Genomic DNA, 21,763 nt, shown 5'->3' on the forward strand with positions numbered 1-21,763 from the left:
CACGCTTAGTGCCCTTTAGGTAACGCGCAACCTTGGCGGTTTTTTTGTTGCCTTTTTTATGACATCTTTTATGGTGTTTTGGGCTACAATCGATAAAGGCAAACAAACAACCAAACAAACGCTATGTCTAAAGTGGGCAGATATGATCAACCCTAATTTTAATAAAAGCATCAACTTCGCCGAAGAATTCAGCTCAAAGATTCCGGCCTTAACCTTACTCACAACGCTGGGCTATCAGTTTATTTCGCCTAGTAAATGCCACGCCATGCGCTCAAAGGTTGCCTCAAATAAAGCCACCAACCAAGTGGTGTTATTGCCCGTTATGCGTGCGTTCTTAGCCAAGCAAACCTTTATGTTTGAAGGCACTCCGCATCATTTATCAGATAGCGCCATTGATAAGATCATGCACGAGCTAAACCCAGCGATGAATTTAGGCTTGCAACTCGCCAATGAAAAGCTCTATAACGCCATGCTATATGGCGTGACCGTGACCGAATTTATCGACGGTAAAAAAACCTCGCAAACCATCAGCTTGATAGATTGGAATCATATCGATAATAATAGCTTTCACTTTACCGAAGAGCTGGTAGTACAGAATGCTGAAGGGACAGGTAATATCATTCCTGATATCGTCTGCTTCGTAAATGGTCTACCGTTGGCAGTGATTGAAGCCAAACGTCCTGACTCGAGTAGAGAGTGGCAATCAACCAACACGCAAGCCGTCTCCCAGCACATCCGTAATCAAGGTCAAAAACAAATCCCGCACCTGTTTGCCTATAGCCAGTTATTACTGGCAGTTAATGGTAATGACGGTCTATATGCCACTTGCGGTACGCCTGAGAAATTTTGGGCGAAGTGGGTCGAAGAAGAGATCTCTGAGCCTGAGTTTGCCCGTCTAAAAAATCAAGCGCTCAGTCCTGAGCAGATTGAGAATCTGTTTGCCCATCGTCCTGCCTTTATTAAAGATGAATATCAGTCATTGATTGATGGCGGTGATCTAGTCGTTACCGACCAAGACCGCCTTATCATTAGCTTATTACAGCCTGAGCGTTTGCTTGAGATGACGCGCATGTTTACCTTGTTTGATAAAAAGGCTGGCAAAATCGTTGCCCGATATCAGCAAGTCTTTGGTATCAAAGCCCTGATTGAACGTATTAGTACTTTTGATGAGAAGGGTAGTCGTGAGGGTGGAGTGATTTGGCATACTACAGGCAGTGGTAAATCTTTCACTATGGTGTTTTTCTCCAAGGCGCTCATTTGGTTAGAAGAGCTCGCGAAGTGCCGTGTTATTGTCGTCACTGACCGTGTTGATCTTGAAACTCAGCTTAGTAAAACCTTTGCTTCTGGTGGTGTGCTTAGTGATCGCGACAAAACGGATGCGATGGCAACTTCTGGTCGCCGTCTAGCGCAGCAGATTGGGCAGGGTAATGAGCGGGTTATTTTCTCCATTATTAATAAGTTTGGCTCAGCCGTTAAATATGATGAGTGCTATAACGACAGCCCAAACATCATCGTCATGGTCGATGAAGGTCACCGTAGCCAAAACGGTGAGAATAATATTCGCATGGCGCAAGCCTTGCCAAATGCTGCCTTTATCGCCTTTACGGGTACGCCCTTGCTAAAGGACGATAAGACCGAAAACAAATTTGGTAGCATCATTCACTCCTACACCATGCAGCAAGCGGTCAAAGATAAAACCGTCACCCCATTGCTCTACGAAGAGCGTATCCCTGAGCTGAATACCAACGATCAAGCCATAGATAGCTGGTTTGACCGTATTACCCAAAAGCTCACTGATGATCAAAAGAGTGACCTCAAACGTAAGTTCTCCCAAAAAGGTCAAATCTATCAGGTGGAGGGACGTATCGAGCTGATCGCTCATGACATCTCTGATCACTTTCAAAACTTTAAACAGCAGCATCTAAAAGGTCAACTGGCTTGTGACTCTAAAGCCTCCGCTATCCGCTATAAAATGGCATTAGATAAGATTGGTAAAGTGACCTCAGTGGTTGCCATGTCACCACCTGATACTCGTGAAGGGCATGACACTGTCGATAGCGAATCAAAAGACATCGTACAAAGATGGTGGCAAGATAATGTCGCCGCAGACTTCGGCGGTGATGAAAAAGCGTATACCAAAGCCATCATAGAAGCCTTTAGTCAGGACGATGGTCCTGACATTATGATCGTCGTTGATAAGCTATTAACGGGCTTTGATGAGCCAAAGAACACCGTACTGTATATCGACAAACCGCTAAAGCAGCATAACTTGATTCAGGCGATTGCACGGGTAAACCGCTTGCATGAGAAGAAACGCTTTGGTTATCTGATTGATTATCGTGGCATCTTAAAAGAGCTAGATGTCACCATCGAGAAATACCAAGACTTAGCGGAACGTACGCAAGGAGGTTTTGATATCGAAGACCTCAAAGGTCTTTATAACGCCATGGATACTGAGTACAAGCAGCTGCCAAGACTACATAGCGAGCTGTGGGCTATCTTCTCATCGGTAAAAAACAAGCAAGACGGGCAAGCATTAAGACAAGTGCTTGCACCAAAAATGCAGGAAATAGATGGCAGAGTGGTTGATACCAAGCTAAAAGAACGTGATGACTTTTATGCTGCTTTAACTGAATTTTCTAACGCCATGAAAATTGCATTGCAATCGGCGTCCTTCTTTGAAGACAAATCATTTGATAGCAAGCGCGATCGTTATAAGCAGGATCTAAAAGCCTTTATTAACCTACGTAAGCAAGTACGTGAAGACGCTGATGAGACCATCGATTATGATGAGTATGAAGCGGATATTCGTAGCTTACTCGATAAGCATATTGCAGGACTTGAGGTTAAAGAGGCGAAAGGGGCTTACTTGGTCGGCAATTTAGGCAAGGATGTTAAGCCTGAAGAATTAAGTGATGATGAAGCACGCAACCAAACCGATAAAATTACAGGTCGTGTGACCAAGATGATTGAGCAAGATTTGGCTGATGATCCGTATGCGCAAGAGTACTTCTCTAAGCTCCTAAAAAAAGCCATTGAAGAAGCTAAAGCGATGTTCGATGCACCCGTGAAGCAGTACATGATGTTTGCTGACTTTGAGCAGGCCGTCAAAGACCGCGATGTTGCTGATGTACCGAATGAATTTATCGATGACAATGGCAAATTAAATAAACATGCTCAGGCTTATTTTGGTTTGTTTAAGCTTTTATTTGACGCTGGTGGTGATAATGATAGCTTAGCGGATAAAGAGCTAGATAATGACAAGCTGGTCGCTTACGCCTTTGAGATTGATGAAGTAGTCAAAACGAATGTGGCGGAATATTCCATCAATGCCAGTGAAATTGAAAATGCGATTAATAGACGATTATTGCCAATGCTGTTTGCTGACTTGGGTATTGATAAAGCGCAACAGCTCATTGAAGAGGTGCTAAAGATTACCCGACTTGGGCTGTCGAGAGAGACAAGTAGCCCACGAGCAGCAAGAGGGTAGTAGGCAATGACTGAGACAGGCAACTTTTATTATGGTGAAGATAAGATCCATTATGAAGTCGTGCGTAAAGACACAAAAAATAAGTCTAGAAGCGATACGCTTATTAACGAAAAGAGCAAACCTCGCAAAGTGGTCATCAAGGTACATCCTGATCAGCGTGTAGTCGCCACAGCGCCTGTTGATGCCAGTGACGAGATAATACATGACGCCATGATGAAGCGTGCTCGCTGGATATGGCAAAGCCTACAAGAATTTGCAAAGCAACAAGATCACGTATTGCCTAAACGTTATATCAGTGGTGAGACCCAGTTTTATCTGGGTCGTCGTTATGTGTTAAAAGTGATAACCGATGCAAAAACTAACGATAAAATAAACAGTACGGTGAAGCTCAGTCGCGGTAAGTTACATGTAGAATTGTCTCAAAATGATTCTGAATTAGACGCTGAAAAACGAGCGATTCTCGTGAAAAGCTTGATTGATAAATGGTATAAAGATAAATTTACGTCGGTCTCTAGAGAGAGGCTTGAGGCCTTGATACATAAGGCCTCATGGGTAAAAAATAATCCTTCATTGAAGTTAATAGTAATGAAAAAACAATGGGGAAGCTGCTCAAATAAAGGTAATTTAATCCTCAATCCGCACTTAGTCAAAGCACCAAAAGAATGCATTGATTATGTGATATTGCATGAGCTGTGTCATATCGCTGAGCACAATCATAGTGAGCATTTTTGGCGCTTATTAACTCAAGTCATGCCGCATTGGAAAGAGGTGAAAGCTAGGCTCGACGGGATGGCTGAGCTTTACTTGAATGAGTAAAATTTGGAGCTAGGTAGTTTAAGATGGTTCTTTGGAAAAGTATCAGCCTCCGATATACTCGAGGCGCTTCACTTAATTACTCTATGTAATGGTTAAGTTAAAAAGGTAGTATTTACAAGAATTCGAGGTTTTCAATGCTTAAACAACATCGACAAGCACTTGTAGTTGAAGGTGGTGGAATGCGTGGCGCATTTACCAGTGGTGTCTTAGACGCATTTTTACAACAACAATTTAATCCTTTTGATCTTTGTGTGGGGGTGTCCTCAGGCTCAACGAACGTTGCTAACTATTTAGCTGCGCAACAAGGTCGCACCCTGCAGATTTACTTAGATCATTCACTTCGACCTGAATTTATCCATTATGGTCGTTTCCTTAAAGGTGGGGACTTACTGGATCTAAAGTGGATGTGGGACGTGGTGGAACAAGAGCATCCACTAAATCAGGCACAATTATTTGCCAGTCATGCTGAGTTTCACATGGTGCTAACACACGCTATTTCAGGTGAAGCTAACTATATTAAAGCCTGTAAAGACAATATTTTGGATGGATTAAGAGCATCAAGTTCTATACCAGTGCTGACTCGTCAAGCGGTCGAGATATTTGGCGAACCTTATTTCGATGGTGGTGTAGCTGATGCTTTGCCTGTGCATTGGGCCGCTCAACAAGATCGTGTTGCTAAGCTAATGGTGATCCGTACTCGTCCTCACAATTACTATAAAGCAGGTCGCAAGGGCGATCAGCTGTTGGCTAAATATTTTTCTAAGCAACGATACGGTTTTGCCCAAAGCTTATTAACACGAACCCAACGTTATAATGATGCGGTGCAATTTTTACATTCTGCATCACCACAGAAGTTTTTAGAAGTTTGCCCACCCGACTTGAAAAATATGGCGGGTCGATTATCTAAAGATAAAGCTAAAATTCGTTATAGCTATGATGTAGGACTAGAAACTGGGTACAAAGCGATTGAAGATTGGCATAAACTTTAATGATAATTCCGTTAATAAATCAGAATGCTTAAAATTAGACATTAACTGTTAAATAGTGCAGCTTAATTCTATTGGATAAGTATCTTATGGTTGAGATATTTGCGAGACCATCCCAGATTCTGTGTAACTGACGTTTAGATTAAATACTTACACAAAATTTAGGAAGGTCTCTGAAAATTAACCACCTGACACAACTCGTCACCTACTAACAGATCTTGGCGGTCATAAAAGTTGCCCCAACGCTTATAATTATTATCCGTTCTCGACTCAGGGTTATAAGTAATGGCGATGTAGGTTTGAATTTTATTAGTGTCCTAAATTAGTTGACCACCACCAGATTCTTATCAAAGACTTCATCATCTATTATTCGCCAAACGGCAACTTGCTGATGGTCTTTGGTGGTGACTAGATTTAAAGTTTGTTCAATCATTGCTTGAGGTCTCATATCCTTATGATGTTTATTTGCTTCAAACCCAGTTACTTTACACTTAGCGGTTTAATTAAGCTACTTACTTGAGCTATTTGCTTCAGTTATTAGGCTTGGCTACTTACTCAACTTCAATATTCTAAAGGCGCCCTGAATAACTAAAGCAAATACGATGCTACCAATAATCAAATCAGGCGTACTAGAGTGTAACCAATTAACCAAAATCCCTGCAACAATTACCCCTAAATTGATAATCACATCGTTTGAAGTGAAAATCATACTGGCTTGCATATGGGCTTCTTCTTTTTTGCTTTTCGATTTTTGTAGTAAATAGAGGCAAATCGAGTTTGCAATTAGCGCAAGAATCGATATGACTATCATGGTAGAAAAGTCAGGTAACTGCTCATTGCCAAAGAAACGTCTTAGTACTTCTAAAAAACCAAGAATCGCTAGCGTAATTTGAAAATATCCGGCAATTCTAGCAATCCGTTTTTTCTTAATGACCGTTCCACCGACCGCAAATAAGCTAATTCCGTACACGAAGCTATCTGCTAACATATCTAAGCTATCGGCGACCAACCCCATCGAACGAGAAATCAGTCCCGTGCTCATTTCAATAATAAAGAAAGCAAAGTTAATGACCAGCACTATCCATAGCAGCTTTCTTTGCTCAGCATCTTTTTTGTGACTAGAGTCAGCATCAATTTTAAAATTATTGTTGGGATCAGAGGGGTCAATGGTTTCGGTCGAGAGTAGGGTGTCTCCTAATTTTAGGTCATGAATAGCAGTCTCTATCCCTTCTATATTGTCATGATGAAACACAGTTAATTGACGGTTAGGAATGTCGAACTCAAGATGTTCAATATTCGAGTGACCCTCTAATTTCATTCGGATTAGGTTTTCCTCCGAAGGGCAGTCCATCTTCGATATTTTAAAAGTTGTTTTATTCATAGCTACATTTATATCCGGGTGGTGGTTCAAATGCCCAGCCTGTCTAAGTGACAATATAAAGAAAAATGGTTTCAAAAGCTATACCTATGGCGAATCAATCAGGTGCCTTCACTGGTTCGGTCCCCTAGTGAGGACTTGAACCTTTGGCTGTAGGCTACTGATAATAGTATCCTACATTAGCCCCTGAAAACTCTTAAATATAAGATGGACTTTAAACCACCATATTTACACCAATCGCTATTAAAATTAGTCCACCGGCTGCTTCTGCCCAACTTCCAAGCCAGTTACCAGACTGGCGTCCTATGTACGCACCTAAGATGCTTAATACTCCAGTCACTAAAGCAATAATTAAACATGCTAAGTAAGCATTAATTTCCAATAAGTTTAAGGTAAAACCTGCTGCCATTGCATCAAGACTTGTGGCAATAGCTAAGGAGAACAAGGTGCGATGATTTATATTAATTCGAACTTCATCTTCATCATTTGAGCGTGATTCATAAAGCATTTTAGCTCCAAGAGCTACAAGGATTATAAATGCAATCCAAGATGACCATTCAGCTAGCCACCCAACCAAAGTAACGCCTAAAGCATAACCAAGAAGTGGCATCACGCCTTGAGCAACTCCAAAATACAGACCAATTAACAAAGCCATATTTAGAAATTGTTGTTTGGAATAGTCTTTATGGGTTGAGCCAATAGTAATAGAAACTGCGAAAGCATCCGCTGCTAGTGCTAACGCCAATAATAATATTTCTAACATGAAAGGTAGTTCCATTTTAGATGTTTTTTTAGAGTGTCATGATAAACTCAAGCGCTGCATTATAAATGACTAAAGGGGTAAGTTTTTTGTCTGAATTAAAAACAGTTGGGCTTTTTGCCATTACTGCACTAGCAGAGATTGTAGGTTGCTATTTGCCATATCTATGGCTGAGAGAGGGTAAGTCAATATGGCTTCTTGTCCCCAGTGCGCTTAGTTTGGTTGCTTTTGTGTGGTTACTGACTTTACATCCAACCGCTGTTGGCAGAGTTTATGCCGCCTATGGTGGTGTGTATGTAACGATGGCAATTCTATGGTTATGGGCTGTTGATGGTATTCGACCAACGACATGGGACATATTAGGTACTTCAGTGGCACTTCTAGGCATGGCTATTATTATGTTTGCACCGCGCAATACATAGGCTATACCCTACCGAACCAGTCAAATGCTTCTACTGGTTCGGTTCCCTAGTGAGGACTTGAATATTCGGTTGTACGCTATTGTTATCATCACTCCTAGTTATTTATAGTAGCTCCGTGTACACAGTAGTGTCCTTTTTAACATGAAATGGCGGTATATCCATTTCATGTTAAGTCACTGTAGACCATTAAGTATAAGACGGCCTTTAAACCACCAGGCTCCTGATCAACGTTCGATGACTTAAATTAATCTGTATACCATTGTCGTTCGCCTACTTAGCACTAGCACCGATGACTTTATGACTTGAGCCAGCGTGCCATTTGTCTTATTGGGTTTGTGTTAAGCACGGCAAATTGTACGTGTTCTAGCGAAAATCAAAAAACTCATAATGAATATTTTTGGCAGGAATACCATTTTCTTTCATTAACTCTTGTACTTTTCCTAAAAGCCCTTTTGGACCGCAAAAACTAATCTGAATCTGCTTTGGATTAACTTCACTGGCGACTTGCCGAATGGTTTCAGCCATGGCATTACTGCCACTTGGGTTGGCTACGAAATCTACTCCAGACTGTTCTGTCATCTCCTGCATACGCTCAACACTTGGAAAAACACGCGCAGGATCGAAGCAATATATCAGAGTGGCACGTTCAAAATGACCGATAGTTTTATCCTCTTGCCAAGAAATAAAGGGAGAGATTCCTACTCCGGCACCAATCCAGATTTCACGCTCTGCATTTGATATACGTTTAAAATTACCATGAGGCGCATAAATATCAGCCAACATACCCACTTTGGCTTGTTCATTTAGCTTTTTTGTATAATCACCCAATGCTCGAATCACAAAATGGATGTGTCCAGTATCAGAAGGTGCGTTAGCTATGGTAAAAGGATGCGGCTCGTGCAAACCTGGTTCTTTAAGAGAGATAAAGGCAAATTGACCAGCCTTAAATTGAAACCCTTTACGGACTGGCTCAAACTCCAAGTGTACCGCCGCTTTGCCCTGGGATATAGCGACTAACTTATACTCTCCGGCTTTGGCAATGAATGGGTACAATATCATCTTGTACAATGCTGCAATCACGCCTACAGAACAAAGTAGTGCTAACCAAATACCTGCTGGACTAGTCAGTGTGATGGGAGACTCAAAGCTCAGCCAATGTAGTATAACGATTAAAAAAAGTGGGCCTGAGAACTTATGCAACCAACGCCAGTTGCCATACGGGATTTTGCGATTCAGCGCCAGTAGTATAATCAGACCTAACGCGACAAGGCTGAGTTGACGCATCAAACGCGTCCAATATTTGGACAACTCCAAAATGGGCGCAAGATCCCAAGCGTCTAGCTTGGCTTTGAAGACAAAATGATAGACAGCGAAAATAAGTGCCCATATAGCAATCCACTTATGCGCTTCATAAACCCTGTCCAGACCGCCAAAGAGCCTTTCAATACCGTGCCAACGGCTAGCGAGTATGCATGAGCTTGCCATGCACGCTAAAGCCGAAGCACCCATTATCAAACTGACTGTTGCTGATGTGATCCACGTTTCAGAGGAAATTTGCATGAGTACAGTGATTGAAGTGATCAGTACGACACTACCGATCACTTGCCATGACTTTAAAGCCATAAGAATCTCCCGAAAAATTATTTTATTGCCGTTAAGAAAGCTTGATTTAACAAGTAGGTATTTATTGAGAAGTATGGCTAATAATACAGCCTGATTCTTAAATAATTCTTAAGTGGTGTATATGGCACGACGTAGGCTACCGGTTCGCTGCACAATGATTTACCTGTTTTAACGTCCTAAGCTCACCTTAAGATTTGTTTGTTGTAATAGCGATAAGGCAGATGATGTGATATCTCGTCTGCTTACGATATCTTGCTGATTTTCAGTGTTTAGCAGCGGGTGTTGTCAATAAACAAACAAATGATTAAGGAGTGACAACCATGAGCCAAAAAGACATCATTAATTGGGACGACTCTTCTGCACATGTACCGAACATGCCTAAAGCGAGGCAAGTAAAAGTTTGGGACCTATTAGTAAGAGTGACTCATTGGACAGTCGCAGCTGGTATTATTGCTAATCTGTTTTTTACCGAAGATGGTGGTGAGTGGCATGAGTATGTCGGCTATACCGTTTTGGGACTGGTGGTCATACGTTTACTTTGGGGTCTGGTTGGCACGCGCTATGCACGCTTTACTGGCTTTTTCCCCACACCAAAACGACTCAAACGGCATGTATCAGATTTAAGCGTTCGACGCGTTGATGAGCAGAATCTTGGTCATAACCCCTTGGCCGCACTGATGATGTTATCGTTATGGGCTGTGACTATAGGGTTAGGACTAACCGGTTATCTGATGGAAGCAGGGCTGTTTGGTGATAAAGAGGTGCTTGAAGAGATTCATGAGTTATTAGCAAACAGCTTATATCTACTGGTTCCTCTACATATCATCGCAGCGATTGCCATGAGTTACTGGCAACGCCAAAACCTCATTAAATCAATGATAACGGGCAAAAAAACGGTGACAGACAAGCCGACTACTATGAAATAAGTCAAGCGATGGAGCACTTATGGCACGCATATTATTGATAGAAGACGACAGCACCATCGCTGATGGAATTGTCCTTGGCTTAAAAAGTCATGGCATGATGGTGGATTGGTTTGGTGATGCCAAGCAAGGTGAGATGGCGCTGCAAGATGGCATGTTTGATGCGGTACTGCTGGATTTGACCTTGCCAAAAGGTGATGGCATGACCGTCCTAAAAAACTGGCGGGAAAAACACATAGATACGCCAGTATTGATTATCACCGCTCGCGATGCGATTGCCAATCGTGTGGCAGGACTCAATGCCGGCGCTGATGATTATTTGGTGAAGCCATTTGCATTAGATGAGGTGATTGCCCGTCTACAAGCATTGATGAGACGCAGCCAAGGTCGGTGTCAACCTGAAGTCCGTTATGGCGAAGTGGCCTATCAGCCTCAGAATCAGCAAGTCTCTTATCAAGGCAAAATGGTAGAATTAACCATCAAAGAAGTGGCAATCTTAGAGCAAATGCTGACCCACCCTAAGCAAATCCACAGCCGCGCAAGCTTAGAAGACAAGCTATATGGGTGGCAACAAGATATCGAAAGCAATGCCATTGAAGTACACATTCATCATTTACGTAAAAAACTGGGCAATGATTTTATCTTGACCAAACGCGGTATTGGCTACTATCTCAATCCAGTCCATAACCACCATTAACCACCGTTAGGCATTCAACGGTCTGTTTTTGGTGCCTCCACTTTGTCTGCTACTTGGTGAGCCTATGAAAAGTATTCAGCAACGGCTATTAACATCGCTACTGATTGGTTTACCTTTGCTGTGGGTGCTTACCTCAAGCTTTATTGCGTGGAAGCTTTGGCACGAAATCAATGAGATGAATGACACCCAAATCACTCAAGTTGCCCGTTATTTAATAGGGGTCGCCCCCAAAGAAGAGGACGATAAAGACCATCATAGGCAAAGGGATGATAACAAAAAGCACACGCCCAAAATCTATGCGTTAAAAAGTAAGCAGCTATCAGGTGATCTTGGTGAGGCTGAGGATGACTATATGGGCTTTGCCATTTGGGATAAAAAAGGCCGTCTATTAATGGCTGATGAAAATGGTCAATCATTTGCTTTTTTGCCAGACCAGCATGGGTTTTTAGAAGAGCATGATTCTGCCTATCAGCGCCTCAACCCTTTTAGTAAGCGCTGGCGTTTATTTTACGTCCATGATGATCATGACTATGAAGGTCGGGTCATTGCCGTCGGACAGAACCTCAAATCTCGCCGAGAGATGATTACTGATGCCATGTCCGTGCAAGTGCTGCCGATGTTGATTGGGCTATTTGCATTTATGGGTTTGGTGGTGTGGCTGATCCGGCGGGGGTTTATGCCGTTAACTCAGATTAGTAGTGCGCTTGAACAGCGTCAACCGCAAGATGATAGCCCCATCACAGCGGACGTGCCCAAAGAGATCCAACCGTTAGTGAGCGCCTTAAATGTCTTGTTTGTAAAAGTCGCGGATACCCTAGCACGTGAGCAGCGCTTTACCGCCGATGCCTCACATGAGCTTAGAAGCCCGCTTGCGGCGTTAAAGCTACAAGCTGATTTGTTACAGCAGCAGATATTGCAGTTATCTGGCGTAGAAGACGATAATCAGCTGTTCTATCATGCCCAAAACATTAGCAATGGCATTGAGCGGGCCACTCATTTGGTCGATCAACTGCTGATTTTAGCCAAAATAGAACCGCAACAACAATTACCTCCTGAGCAATTAGAAAGTCCGGATTGGTTGATGCTAACGGATATTGTACTCAGTGATGTCAATCGGCTGGCTCGTGAAAAGCACATGCAATTAAAACGCACTGTGAACTGTGACAATCCTGCTGATATTCTACCCATCCTTATCAATCCAATTTTATTCAAACTGCTCATCCGTAACCTGTTGGACAATGCCATTCGCTATTGTCCCGAGGGCGCTTTGATTGAACTTCAGCTCGACACCAATGCTATTAGAGTGGTCGATAATGGCAGTGGCGTCGAGCCAGAACAACTGACGCGCTTAAGCGAGCGCTTTTATCGCCCAGCAGGTCAAAGCCAATTAGGTAGCGGTCTTGGGCTATCCATTGCCAATCGAATAGCAGAGCTGCACGGTCTGACGTTAGAGTTTGCTAACCGCTCTCAACCAGAAACTGGCTTTATCGTCACGATAAGACATAAAAAAGCGATATCAAGCATCTGATAAAACGATAAAAATTAATCGGCGTGGGCTTAAGGTTGAGTTAATATTTACCCCGTATGCTAGTTGTATTCCCTAATAATATAGACGGAGTACAATCTTATGAGCCTACCTCTATTAAAACCCTTATTATTGACTGTTGGTGCAACCTCATTAGTGTTTTTTGGTGGCGTTATCGCCTTATCTGTCCAGTCGCCCAGCGCTGATGACGCACTATCAGCTGCGAATGCCATGAGTCAAAATACTGACATTACCTCTATATCCTCTGATTTATCGTCCTTTAAAGCCGTGGCAAACCCTCTCACGCAATCCCCATTTGCCAATCCATCACCTCTGGCGGCACTCACAGCCACGCAAGCAACTGCGCTTGCGCAGCAAGACGCGCCCAATTCAGTATTGCAGGCTTCACCCGAGCTCGTCAATTATAACGGCACCGTCGCTTATGAGGTGCTATTAGACAGCGGCGCTACTTATATTGATGCCAGTGTCGGCACTGTACTGAATCCGGTTGCGACCAATGACTATCGTGCTGAGAGATTTGACGATGACGATTATGAAGATAAGCACCACGATGATGATAAACGTAAAGAGGATAAACATCGCAAAGCACACGATAAAAAATACTATAAAGAGAATGATCGCCTAATCGCCATGAGCTATCAGCAACATGATGAGGAGGAATACGATGACTAATACCAAATCACATTCGACACCAGCCGTCAAAAAAACGGCTAAAAAAGCAGATCCTTTTGCCGCTCTTAAAAGCAGCATTATGATGGTCTCGATTGCAGGTACTATGGCAGGATGGCTGGTACTACTCAATCAAGAACAAAAAACTGCCCCTGTGAGCACTGCCATTATAAGCACTGCTGTTGCTGAGTCTGATGAAAGGGCAGTCACGCCAACGCCCATCGCTGATATCAATCAATTGCGACAGGTCAATGCAGTCGCACCTGTTGAGGTAATAAGGGTTGTCGCTCGTACGCGATCTTCTCAATAAATAAGAAAAACCACAGATTATTTAGTTTGAATGTTTAGTCAAGGGAGGGCTTTGAATGCACACAAATATGTCCAATCAAACAACACCGCAACTGGCAACGATTAAACTGTTTGCCATGGGTTGTCACATTCAAATTAGCTTAAATACCACAAGACTGAGCGCGCAACCTTCACAAATGAGAATAGACCAACAAGTCGCTTTTTTGACAAACGATATTCAGCAGCGCTTAGCTGACTGGGAACATATCTTCAGTCGTTTTGATGACAGCAGTGAGCTTATGAGACTGAATAACCGTGGCGACCAATGGTCTGAGGTGAGTTCAGAATTATTTGAGGTGTTGCAGCGTGCCATTCACTTTGTCTCAAAGACTCAAGGCTTAGTAACACCAACGTTATTGCACCCTCTATGGGACGCAGGCTATAAGCATTCATTTGAGACCTTGCCCAAAATGTCTGTGCCATCATTACCTGTTACTAGCGTAAGCACCCCTACAAACGTGCAAGACACGACAAGTGCTAACCATGCCAATCAGCAGATAGAAGGTATTCAGCTTCGCCAGTTAGCTGACAGACAACATCAAGTATATCTGCCAGCTGGCATGGCACTGGATTTGAATGGATATGTCAAAGGGTGGTGCGCCATGCAGTTGGCGGAAAATATTAGCCGAGTTCATGACTGGCATATTCCCTGCTTAGTCGATATGGGTGGGGATATCGCGATTGGTGTTCCAAAAAACCCAACAGATAAACCGGTGTCTTGGGGAGTGGCTGTTGCCAAGCCGTATTTTGCCAATAGTGAGCACGTTCACAATGATGAAGATGTGGCGATCCTCAAGCTCAGCTCTGGGGCTGTCGCCACATCTGGGCAAGATTATCGTCGCTGGTTGCACGACGGCCGCTGGCAACATCATTTGATCCATCCGCATGACTTGCGTCCAGTAACAAGTGACGTCCTAACTGCAACGGTACTGGCGAAAGATGCGATGACGGCGGAGGTATACGCCAAATACTGCGTGCTTCTTGGTGTTAAAGCAGCCGTGGCGTGGCTCAACAAACACCATATTGCGGCGTTGTTAATAGATAGGGATAACAAAGTGATGGTGACTTCTGCCATGCGTCCAAACCTGCTTGCTAGTTAATTTATCACGCGACATGCGCTAGATATCAATACATTAAGTAAAGCCATTCATAGGAGCATAGTCATGCATACAGACCATCCTACCAGCAGTCATACTGCTTCCAATACTAATGTTCTCACTCAGGCTCTATGGGTTGGCTTAACGTTAAGCATTGCTATCGGAGTTGGTGGTTATGCGTCGTTAACTTGGGGAGAGACGGTATCTCAGCTACTGACCAGCACAGATAAACACTTTTGGTATTTATCACGGGCAAGCGGTGTTATCGCTTATACGTTATTTTGGTTGGCAGTCATTTTTGGCTTGTTGTTAAGCACTCGTTTAGGCAAGCGCTTTAATGCAGCGCGGGTATTTGTCTTACATCAGTATCTAAGCCTGATTGCCGTAGGCTTTGCCGCGTTTCATGCTGGTATCTTATTAGCAGATAATTTCTTAAATCTGAACTTATGGCAGGTGCTAATGCCTTTTGGTTTTCAGACTGAGCGTGTGGGCGTGGCCTTGGGGCAGTTGGGGTTTTGGTTCTTATTTATCTGTGCGTTTAGTTTTTATATTAAGCAGTATATTGGTCAATCAGCATGGCGCTGGCTACACTTTTTGACCTTTATGGCGTATATGTTCATCAGTATTCATGTGTTTATGGTGGGCTCAGACAGTCGCGCGCTGCCTTTGTTATTATTTTATGCCGGCAGTCAAACAATAGTCTTTTTACTAATAACCTATCGAATAATCGCTTTAAAGCAAGCAAGGTAACTATGTGGAAATTGGTGTGTCATTATAGGCTACACTGACATATTCTAATTTATGTCTAAATCGTTTGAGGGTATCTATGCTATGCATCATTCTATTCACGACGAAGCTCATCTAAGCAATCGCAATCATTGGCTTAGGGCAGCAGTACTTGGTGCCAATGATGGACTGATTTCAACCGCGAGTCTATTAGTCGGTGTCGCTGCAGCAAGTGCAAATAGTCAAACACTGCTATTGACAGGGATGGCCGCGTTAACCGCAGGTGCTCTATCGATGGCAGCTGGTGAGTATATTTCAGTATCGTCTCAAGCTGATACCGAAAAAGCGGATCTGGATAAAGAGTTGCATGAACTGACTCATAATGCTGAGCGCGAGCTATTTGAGCTCACCAAAATTTATGAGAAACGTGGACTGGATCATGTCTTAGCGCATCAAGTTGCCATAGCTTTGACTGAGCATGATGCACTAGAGGCGCATGCCCGAGATGAGATTGGTTTGACAGATCTGAGTCAAGCTAAGCCGATTCATGCGTCAGTTGCTTCTGGATTGTCATTCATTGCGGGCGCCATATTACCGATTATTGGTATTTTACTTTTGCCAGCACAAACACTGGTTTGGTCACTCGCGACTTTAACGATAGTAGGCTTAGCGCTACTTGGCATAATATCAGCGCGCTTGGGCGGTGCCCCTGTTATTCCTGCTACGTCTAGAGTTGTGATATGGGGTGTGCTCGCTATGGTCGCAACATCATTGATTGGTCGGTTGTTTGGGGTGGCAGCATTATAGGGGCCTCATAAAACTGGTCAGTAAATAAGGGTATACCTTAGCGGAACCAGCTATCTCACCCTTCAAACATATTAACAGACTACTTAAAGCAGACTGTTAGCATGGAACCATCTATAACAGACTTTTGAATTATAAGACTGGCTGCTGTGCTTTTTTCCTATCATTAGCCTATACCCAAAACATAAAACCTTTAAATGATAATCTATCTATCATTAGACTTTTTTATATTATTAAATGATAGTAATATCTTGTTATTATCAATGAGCACTAATTATTAAGTCTAAATAATAGAGGTGGGTTATGACTGTTCGTATTTATGTGAGAGCCAGCACTAAGGATCAAGACGCTACCAGAGCATTGGCTGATTTGGTGGCTTTCAGTACAAGTTATGATGATAACCATGTTGAGTACGTCGAGCATTTCAGTGGTACAAAGCTCGATAGACCATTATTAGCCAAGCTGCTAAAGGACGCTGAGCAAGGCGATATTCTACTGGTTGAAAGCGTGGATAGATTAAGCCGATTATCTCAAGATGATTTTGCAATTCTAAAGCAGCGCATCAAAGACAAGGGCTTACGATTAGTGGTGGCTGATCTGCCAACGACGCATACAGTCAGTGAGGGTATGACCGGGGATATTCTCAGGGTGATCAACGATATGTTGATCGACTTATTAGCCACAATGGCAAAGCTTGATAACGACAAACGTAGAGAGCGTATTAAGCAGGGATTGGCGAACAGTGGTTATAAGCCCACTGGTAAGAAGCCTAATACAACGAAACACAATCGTATTAAAGAATTAGCCAGTCAAAACAATATGACAAAAGAGGAGATTGCTAAGGCGGTTGGTGTTGGGGTGGCTACGGTTTATCGGGTGTTAAAGCAGGGCTAATAGCTGAGGTATTTTATTTTATTTTTGTTCATAAACAGCTGATATATAAGGCTTTACACGCGAGGCAAGAAGGCTTTATTTGCAGAAATAGGTACTCTATTACTACGTAGCTGTGTTAAGAACGGTGTATTTTCATCATTCAATTTCGTTCAATTATGCCCACTTAAAACGCCCTTCGATCTTTATCTAAAGACATCACAGCGTCATATAAAAATCGATTTAATGCAATGAGGCTTCATTATAATCATTATATTGCATTCATAATCGCTTTTCTGCAAAATAGCTTATCTATAATCGCTTGAGCCCCTCATGATGAATACCCCTACTTCAGACCCTATTGGCGCAGCATGGCTTATCCGTTATGCCAGCATCGAGCTGGTGTCCCCTTTATATGTCATCAGTAGTATCGGTGGGCGCAGACAAACCTATAAAGACGGTGACGTCATTCATAACGCTTATCAGGAAACCGCGCGTCCACTGGACACTATCATTGCGCACTTACAGTTTCACATGCGTCATGAAGTACTGAATTTAGAGTTACTGACTCGTTTGTTTGAGCAGGTAGGTGCTGATGACGTACAAGCATGGGTAAACGCTGAGCCGACAGGCAGCTATGCCCGTAGAATGGCTTTCTTGTATGAGTGGCTCATGGGTCAGCAGTTAGCAGTACCGAGTAATTTAGGCGGTAACTATGTGGACGCTTTAGATGCTAAGAAGCAGGTTACTTCAAGCCCTGCGCATGTCATAAAGAATGCTCGTTGGCGTATCAATGACAATCTTGCAGGAACCCGTCATTTCTGTCCTCAATTGGTGAAAACAGAGTTGTTTACGCAAGCCGCTGCACTCGATATTGCCACAATGGTTGACAAGCTGAACGATGAATTTGGGCAAGACTTACTGATGCGTGCCTCCGTATGGATGACATTACGAGAGAGTAAAGCCAGTTTTACTATAGAAGGTGAAGGGAAAGAGTTAAAACGTATTGAACGTTTCGCCGATGTAATGGCACGGCGTACCGGCAAGGGCGATATTCCGCTTGATCCTGAGTCGCTAGCAGAGTTGCAACAAGACATATTGGGTAGTAAAACTATTATTCAGCAGTACGGCATCCGTCAATCACCAGTTTTTGTGTCGCATACTCAGGTGAATGGCTTTAAAGAAATTGTGCACTATATCGCGCCACCTGCTGATGACATTGCTAACAAGCTAGCAGGGTTACAGGTATTTATGGAAAAGACTGAGGGACAATCAGCACTGATGCGTAGTGCGGTTGCCTCCTTTGCTTTTGTATATATTCATCCGCTGGCGGATGGCAATGGCCGTGTACATCGCTTCTTAATTAATGACGTCCTCAGGCGAGACCAGGTCATTCATGAGCCGATTATCCTACCTATATCACAAGCCATTGCTGAGCATCCCTCAGACCGTCATGCCTATGACAAAATTTTAGACCGTGTATCCGTGCCACTTATGGAGCAAATCCGTGATCATTACAGCTTTGATAAACAAGCGATTACTTACCCTGATGGTATTCGCTCAAACTTAAATTTTGGAAATACTCACCTAATTCAACCTGCATGGCGCTTTATGGATCTAACGCCTCACGTTCAGTACTTATCAGGACTCATTGCTCATGTTATTGAAAAAGAGATGCATAACGAGTCACAGTACCTAAGAAAGCATGACCATGCACGACTGGCGATAAAAGAGATTGTTGAGATGCCCAACAGCTATGCCGATAGAATTATTCGTAGCATGCTACAAAATAAGGGTGTTAAAAGTAATAAGCTATTGAAGGATTATCCGTTTTTGGCAAATGATGAGGTTTGGGACGATATTTTCTCTGTGGTTGTAGAAACCTTTAAAGATGAAGCAGATGGTTTGAATAGTTAGAACAAACCCTGCTATACGCAAGAAAATCTGCCTTGATAATCAAGCTTAAGCTAGTATCAGTATCATCGTTGCGATAATGATTCGTTTATAAAAGATTCGGCTAAAATACTGTAACTTGAAACGTAATCAATATTTTTCTTACTTAAACAGAATATATTAGAGGAACTTTGATAACAGACAATTTTTATTTGACAAGGTTATTACAGATCCTCAAAATAATTTTGAGTATTTGAGTATTTGAGTATTTGAGTATTTGAGTATTTGAGTATTTGAGTATTTGAGTATTTGAGTATTTGAGTATTTGAGTATTTGAGTATTTGAGTATTTGAGTATTTGAGTATTTGAGTATTTGAGTATTTGAGTATTTGAGTATTTGAGTATTTGAGTATTTATTTGAGTATTTATTTAGCTATACAGCTATCAAATGACGCGAGCACTTAGCTGTAGCTTGTATTTCAGAATAACTACGCCCAGATTTCAGAAGGCTAGCGATAATCTTACGCTTCTCGGTATCTTTCCTACGTCCTGAATATTTACTTTCTACCTTAGTACGAGAAATACCTTACATCTGACGGTTACGTCGATCTTCATAGTCCTTTCTAGCAATAGCAGCGAGCATATAAAGCATCATCGAATTGATGGCCTGTAATACGCTGCTCATAAATACAATGCTGCTATCAGATTGAGGCGTTATATAAGAGGTCGGTAGCTCTTCTGATACTACCGCCAGCTTCTTTTCTAATAGCATTCTTTTGAGAGTATCCCAATCAGCTTGGTTTAAACGTGCTAAGCGGTCAATCTGCTCAACCAAATTATATCGCCTTCATGGGCATCATTTATCAGTTACATTAACTGTGGACGTATTAAAGTTGCGTCTGACTCGTTTTCAACATAGAAGGCGGCAATTTTGTGACCATGATCAGCAGCAAGCTATATGAGCTCACTTTTGGCACGCTTGGCATCTTGATCTTTGATTGGCGCTCTATGCTCTGATAAACATAAACACCTAAAATAGTCTGTTATAAGTAGTTCCATTATTGCAGTCTATTATAAGTAGACTATTAATTGATTAAGAGACCTGTTTTGATAGTGCCCCTGGGGTATACCCTACGATAACAGGAAAGCCATCGCGGATGACAAAACCTGTTTAGCTTTTAAACAAAACGGGTTTGTCGATAGTATGTAAGATAAGTTCGAAAAGTAACTGGAGTGTGAGACTATTCATACTGGGTCTGAATTAAAGTTTTATTGTGATTAATTTCTGCTCAATGTTATTCATTTGTCGCCACGATGAGTGATGGCGGCTTGTGATTTAGTTAGGAAAAATAATCTTGAGTAATAAGATACGTTTGTGGCATTTATAGCAGAGCTTGTTCTAGGCTTCTTTACTTACATTTTCCTGCAAGTTCTTTTTTAGTAAATGATCGAATATAAATGGGCCAAAAGGTAAGAGTGAGCCGAGTACGCCCGCAGGTATTGCCCAAAGAGGCATTTTCATTTTGATAGCTGAGCCTATAAGTATTATGATATAGGTAATAAACAACATACCGTGTGCCATACCGATGTATTTCACACCTTCTGGAATGTCCATCATATATTTTAGTGGCATGGCGATGAAGAGCAATAATAAGAAAGAGGTGCCTTCTAGATAGCCTATAAGGGTAAGACTTTTTAACGCTGTCTCTTGTTTTTTTCTAAGGCTGTGAATTTTTTCAATAGTTGGCTGAGTCTGTGACACTGTATTTTCCTTTTGTTATTATCAATAAAGAATTTATGGATTATTCAATGTCTCTATAATAATGGCTCTACGCAGAGCTTTTAAGTATTGAGTTTTAAGACCTAAAATGAGTGAGTACCTATACCAGTCATACATTACCTTCCAGTTCACATTTTATAAACATACTCAAGTATAAAAAGTATTTTTCCGTATAGAGTGAATACGACGCTAGTTCATTTTGTTTGTGATAATCGGTATCAATGTGCTTATTTATTACGCTTACTTTCTAAAAATATCATGTCAATTATAATCAATGCGACACCGACACAGACACCTATATCTGCAACATTGAAAATAGGATAATTCCAGACATCAGCATAATGCACATGGATAAAGTCAACCACTTTACCAATTCTTAAACGATCGATTAAGTTGCCAATCGCACCACCAAGCATTAAGGCCAACCCCATAGATAATAGCTTGGCTGCACGTGGCGCTTTGATTAAATAAACCGTTAAAAAGATAGCCATTACAAAAGCTAAGCCTGAGAAAAACCATTTCTGCCAACCGCCAGCGTTGGCTAAAAAGCTAAATGCTGCCCCATAGTTATAAGCGAGTGTCCAGTTGAGAAATGGTTCAATGACCGGTACGGGGTCATTGAACGCTAATGTGGTTTGGGCCAACCACTTAGTCCATTGATCAAGTATTAATACCATTATCGCCAACAAATACCAGATAAAAGCGCGACTGCCATTGGCAACCATTTTTGGCATTTTGTCCAACTTATCTTTAGGTGTTATTGAGTTGCCTGAAGTCACGTACATAGCTTTAGGCGTATGATTTATGGTTTTAGAGTCAATCGATTGATGAGTACTACTCACAGCTATAGGTACCTTCTTGTCAGCAATATTAGTACTAGCCGATTCAACGCTATTCAATTTAGTACTATCTAATCTGTCGGTAGATTCAGTCAT

General features: G+C 42.2%; 20 protein-coding genes. 14 read left to right on the top strand and 6 right to left on the bottom strand.

What is annotated here, in order from left to right; all coding sequences use genetic code 11:
• Nucleotides 1-70 precede the first annotated feature (70 nt).
• The 3 genes from OEG80_RS00460 (at nt 71) to OEG80_RS00470 (ending at nt 5,295) form a co-directional block, all read left to right on the top strand.
• Entirely contained in the window at nt 71-3,490 is a 3,420-nt protein-coding gene (locus OEG80_RS00460) for a type I restriction endonuclease subunit R (protein WP_442792439.1), read from the top strand.
• A 6-nt stretch (nt 3,491-3,496) separates the two neighbouring features.
• Complete coding sequence (locus OEG80_RS00465) at nt 3,497-4,306, top strand: M48 family metallopeptidase (protein WP_263241246.1); 810 nt, start codon at nt 3,497-3,499, stop codon at nt 4,304-4,306.
• Nucleotides 4,307-4,440: 134 nt separating this feature from the next.
• A complete protein-coding gene (locus tag OEG80_RS00470; protein ID WP_263241247.1) occupies nt 4,441-5,295 on the top strand; it encodes a patatin-like phospholipase family protein in 855 nt (284 codons plus the stop codon).
• A gap of 544 nt (nt 5,296-5,839) precedes the next feature.
• On the opposite strand, the gene OEG80_RS00475 is transcribed toward OEG80_RS00470, so the two are convergent.
• Both OEG80_RS00475 and OEG80_RS00480 read right to left on the bottom strand, forming a co-directional pair.
• Nucleotides 5,840-6,673: a cation transporter gene (locus tag OEG80_RS00475; protein ID WP_058368786.1), complete on the bottom strand. Its 834-nt coding sequence runs from the start codon at nt 6,671-6,673 to the stop codon at nt 5,840-5,842.
• A 211-nt stretch (nt 6,674-6,884) separates the two neighbouring features.
• Entirely contained in the window at nt 6,885-7,433 is a 549-nt protein-coding gene (locus OEG80_RS00480) for a manganese efflux pump MntP (RefSeq protein ID WP_263241249.1), read from the bottom strand.
• A gap of 86 nt (nt 7,434-7,519) precedes the next feature.
• Between OEG80_RS00480 and OEG80_RS00485 the strand changes: the two genes are divergently transcribed.
• Nucleotides 7,520-7,852: a YnfA family protein gene (locus OEG80_RS00485; protein ID WP_015060935.1), complete on the top strand. Its 333-nt coding sequence runs from the start codon at nt 7,520-7,522 to the stop codon at nt 7,850-7,852.
• Between the two features lie 363 nt (nt 7,853-8,215).
• Here OEG80_RS00485 and OEG80_RS00490 read toward each other — a convergent pair whose 3' ends face one another.
• Nucleotides 8,216-9,475: a ferredoxin reductase family protein gene (locus OEG80_RS00490; RefSeq protein ID WP_020444588.1), complete on the bottom strand. Its 1,260-nt coding sequence runs from the start codon at nt 9,473-9,475 to the stop codon at nt 8,216-8,218.
• A 320-nt stretch (nt 9,476-9,795) separates the two neighbouring features.
• Here OEG80_RS00490 and OEG80_RS00495 point away from each other — a divergent pair, with 320 nt between their 5' ends.
• The 10 genes from OEG80_RS00495 to OEG80_RS00540 all read left to right on the top strand — a co-directional run bounded on the left by OEG80_RS00495 (nt 9,796) and on the right by OEG80_RS00540 (nt 19,072).
• On the top strand, nt 9,796-10,401 hold the full coding sequence (locus tag OEG80_RS00495; protein ID WP_020444589.1) for a cytochrome b/b6 domain-containing protein: 606 nt from the start codon (nt 9,796-9,798) through the stop codon (nt 10,399-10,401).
• Nucleotides 10,402-10,420: 19 nt separating this feature from the next.
• On the top strand, nt 10,421-11,095 hold the full coding sequence (locus tag OEG80_RS00500) for a response regulator (RefSeq protein WP_020444568.1): 675 nt from the start codon (nt 10,421-10,423) through the stop codon (nt 11,093-11,095).
• A gap of 64 nt (nt 11,096-11,159) precedes the next feature.
• On the top strand, nt 11,160-12,623 hold the full coding sequence (locus tag OEG80_RS00505; protein WP_011959972.1) for an ATP-binding protein: 1,464 nt from the start codon (nt 11,160-11,162) through the stop codon (nt 12,621-12,623).
• Nucleotides 12,624-12,722: 99 nt separating this feature from the next.
• Entirely contained in the window at nt 12,723-13,313 is a 591-nt protein-coding gene (locus tag OEG80_RS00510; protein WP_011959973.1) for a PepSY domain-containing protein, read from the top strand.
• Nucleotides 13,306-13,620, top strand: a complete 315-nt coding sequence (locus tag OEG80_RS00515) for a hypothetical protein (protein ID WP_020444569.1) — start codon at nt 13,306-13,308, stop codon at nt 13,618-13,620. The genes OEG80_RS00510 and OEG80_RS00515 overlap by 8 nt, the downstream gene beginning before the upstream one ends.
• 55 nt (nt 13,621-13,675) lie before the next feature.
• The gene (locus tag OEG80_RS00520; RefSeq protein WP_011959975.1) at nt 13,676-14,758 is read left to right on the top strand and encodes an FAD:protein FMN transferase; all 1,083 of its coding nucleotides are present in this window, start codon (nt 13,676-13,678) and stop codon (nt 14,756-14,758) included.
• Between the two features lie 63 nt (nt 14,759-14,821).
• The gene (locus OEG80_RS00525) at nt 14,822-15,505 is read left to right on the top strand and encodes a hypothetical protein (RefSeq protein ID WP_011959976.1); all 684 of its coding nucleotides are present in this window, start codon (nt 14,822-14,824) and stop codon (nt 15,503-15,505) included.
• Nucleotides 15,506-15,586: 81 nt separating this feature from the next.
• Nucleotides 15,587-16,288 carry a VIT1/CCC1 transporter family protein gene (locus OEG80_RS00530; protein ID WP_011959977.1) on the top strand — a complete coding sequence of 234 codons (702 nt, stop codon included), beginning with the start codon at nt 15,587-15,589 and terminating at the stop codon, nt 16,286-16,288.
• A gap of 300 nt (nt 16,289-16,588) precedes the next feature.
• Nucleotides 16,589-17,179: a recombinase family protein gene (locus OEG80_RS00535; protein WP_062844955.1), complete on the top strand. Its 591-nt coding sequence runs from the start codon at nt 16,589-16,591 to the stop codon at nt 17,177-17,179.
• A gap of 309 nt (nt 17,180-17,488) precedes the next feature.
• Nucleotides 17,489-19,072, top strand: a complete 1,584-nt coding sequence (locus OEG80_RS00540; RefSeq protein WP_263241257.1) for a Fic family protein — start codon at nt 17,489-17,491, stop codon at nt 19,070-19,072.
• 562 nt (nt 19,073-19,634) lie between these two features.
• On the opposite strand, the gene OEG80_RS12940 is transcribed toward OEG80_RS00540, so the two are convergent.
• The 3 genes from OEG80_RS12940 to lspA all read right to left on the bottom strand — a co-directional run bounded on the left by OEG80_RS12940 (nt 19,635) and on the right by lspA (nt 21,763).
• Entirely contained in the window at nt 19,635-19,883 is a 249-nt protein-coding gene (locus OEG80_RS12940; protein ID WP_228139849.1) for a hypothetical protein, read from the bottom strand.
• 564 nt (nt 19,884-20,447) lie between these two features.
• On the bottom strand, nt 20,448-20,780 hold the full coding sequence (locus OEG80_RS00550; RefSeq protein WP_131603940.1) for a DUF3817 domain-containing protein: 333 nt from the start codon (nt 20,778-20,780) through the stop codon (nt 20,448-20,450).
• 275 nt (nt 20,781-21,055) lie between these two features.
• The gene (gene lspA / locus OEG80_RS00555) at nt 21,056-21,763 is read right to left on the bottom strand and encodes a signal peptidase II (RefSeq protein WP_007394842.1); all 708 of its coding nucleotides are present in this window, start codon (nt 21,761-21,763) and stop codon (nt 21,056-21,058) included.

Origin of the sequence: Psychrobacter sp. SC65A.3, assembly GCF_025642195.1 — a bacterium.
Lineage (GTDB): Bacteria > Pseudomonadota > Gammaproteobacteria > Pseudomonadales > Moraxellaceae > Psychrobacter > Psychrobacter cryohalolentis.

Coding starts and splice junctions, on each gene's coding strand:
- lspA (WP_007394842.1), bottom strand. CDS start 21,763: ATGACTGAATCTACCGACAGATTAGATAGTACTAAATTGAATAGCGTT.
- OEG80_RS00475 (WP_058368786.1), bottom strand. CDS start 6,673: ATGAATAAAACAACTTTTAAAATATCGAAGATGGACTGCCCTTCGGAG.
- OEG80_RS00510 (WP_011959973.1), top strand. CDS start 12,723: ATGAGCCTACCTCTATTAAAACCCTTATTATTGACTGTTGGTGCAACC.
- OEG80_RS00500 (WP_020444568.1), top strand. CDS start 10,421: ATGGCACGCATATTATTGATAGAAGACGACAGCACCATCGCTGATGGA.
- OEG80_RS00470 (WP_263241247.1), top strand. CDS start 4,441: ATGCTTAAACAACATCGACAAGCACTTGTAGTTGAAGGTGGTGGAATG.
- OEG80_RS00540 (WP_263241257.1), top strand. CDS start 17,489: ATGATGAATACCCCTACTTCAGACCCTATTGGCGCAGCATGGCTTATC.
- OEG80_RS00460 (WP_442792439.1), top strand. CDS start 71: ATGGTGTTTTGGGCTACAATCGATAAAGGCAAACAAACAACCAAACAA.
- OEG80_RS00525 (WP_011959976.1), top strand. CDS start 14,822: ATGCATACAGACCATCCTACCAGCAGTCATACTGCTTCCAATACTAAT.
- OEG80_RS00535 (WP_062844955.1), top strand. CDS start 16,589: ATGACTGTTCGTATTTATGTGAGAGCCAGCACTAAGGATCAAGACGCT.
- OEG80_RS00520 (WP_011959975.1), top strand. CDS start 13,676: ATGCACACAAATATGTCCAATCAAACAACACCGCAACTGGCAACGATT.
- OEG80_RS00495 (WP_020444589.1), top strand. CDS start 9,796: ATGAGCCAAAAAGACATCATTAATTGGGACGACTCTTCTGCACATGTA.
- OEG80_RS00505 (WP_011959972.1), top strand. CDS start 11,160: ATGAAAAGTATTCAGCAACGGCTATTAACATCGCTACTGATTGGTTTA.
- OEG80_RS00515 (WP_020444569.1), top strand. CDS start 13,306: ATGACTAATACCAAATCACATTCGACACCAGCCGTCAAAAAAACGGCT.
- OEG80_RS00490 (WP_020444588.1), bottom strand. CDS start 9,475: ATGGCTTTAAAGTCATGGCAAGTGATCGGTAGTGTCGTACTGATCACT.
- OEG80_RS00480 (WP_263241249.1), bottom strand. CDS start 7,433: ATGTTAGAAATATTATTATTGGCGTTAGCACTAGCAGCGGATGCTTTC.
- OEG80_RS00465 (WP_263241246.1), top strand. CDS start 3,497: ATGACTGAGACAGGCAACTTTTATTATGGTGAAGATAAGATCCATTAT.
- OEG80_RS00530 (WP_011959977.1), top strand. CDS start 15,587: ATGCATCATTCTATTCACGACGAAGCTCATCTAAGCAATCGCAATCAT.